2 pseudogenes are annotated in these 1,109 nt (G+C 55.0%); both read left to right on the top strand.

Features of this window, described 5'->3' with window-relative positions:
* A pseudogene (locus EN780_RS34775) lies at positions 1-334 on the top strand (glucosamine--fructose-6-phosphate aminotransferase); the annotation flags it as partial.
* A gap of 368 nt (positions 335-702) precedes the next feature.
* Positions 703-1,109: pseudogene (locus EN780_RS39890) on the top strand (sugar ABC transporter permease); the annotation flags it as partial.

Below are 1,109 nucleotides of genomic sequence, written 5' to 3'. Positions count from 1 at the left end.
CTACTTGCACGGCCCGATGGAATCGATGGATCAGGCAACCGGGATTTTGATATTTGGTGACGGCCGCGAAGTGCGATTGGCGCAGGAATTGGCTGAAATCGGCTGTGCAGTTCTTCTGGTAACCGCAAGCGAGTCGCCTCAGGACGCCAAAAACCTCGCAGTTGTGAAGGTGCCATCTTTGCAGAACCGCGTGGCACGATCAATCGTGGACATCCTGCCCGCTCAGCTGCTAGCCGCAGAACTGTCCGACGCGGCCGGACTTACTGATGCCCAGTTTCGTTATAGCCAAAATGACACAAAGGTGACCATGGACGAATCGGAGCCCCGGGTCTGAGCACGCGCGCCACGAGATGACACGTTCCGGACATCCTTCTTGGCCCTGATCAAGACAGCAATGGCGAGCCAGTGCAGTGTTCACGCTGTCTCGAGGCCGTCGACGGCAGAATGTGTCGTGCTTCGCCTGCCAATTGAATGGAGCGCAGCATTCTGTTTCCAAAGGCGCATGAAACTTGGAAAGGTAACTCTACGATAAAACTATACGCCGTGGAATTGTCTCGGCACGGTTGACGGCTGCGAGTAACTCACCACGGGGAACACTGCATCGTTGACGTCCTCTGCTTGCTGAAGCTCGCTTAAGCGTTGCTGGCAGCATCTGAGGTGCCCATTCCAGGCGAGCATAAATAACTCCAGGAGCAACGGACGATGGCATCTTCCCGGCCTAAAGTGTATTCGGCGCTCGTTACACCCGCGATCGCGTTCCTATGTCTTGCGACAGTCGTGCCGATTGCAGCTGTCATTGCCCTCTCGTTCGGTGACTTCAACATAGCCTTCCCGGAAAAGACGCGCTTTATCCGGCTTTACAATTACGCGCGGTTCTTGTCCGACGGTCGGTTTATCAACGCCGCGCTGGTTACGTTCATTTTGGTCGTCGTCCCCGTCGTCCTCCAATTACTGTGTGGATTAGCGTTGGCAATAGCGCTTAAGGAAAATCTCGTTGGCACACGGTGGATGCGAGCATCTTTCCTGCTTCCGTCAATAATTCCGCCAGCGGTAGGCGGAATTGTGTGGAAGCTGTTCCTCATTCCTGGTGTGGGCGGCTTGTCTTATCT

This window comes from Mesorhizobium sp. M4B.F.Ca.ET.089.01.1.1 (assembly GCF_004022605.1).
Lineage (GTDB): Bacteria > Pseudomonadota > Alphaproteobacteria > Rhizobiales > Rhizobiaceae > Mesorhizobium > Mesorhizobium abyssinicae.
This window is presented reverse-complemented; position numbering and strand designations above follow the sequence as displayed.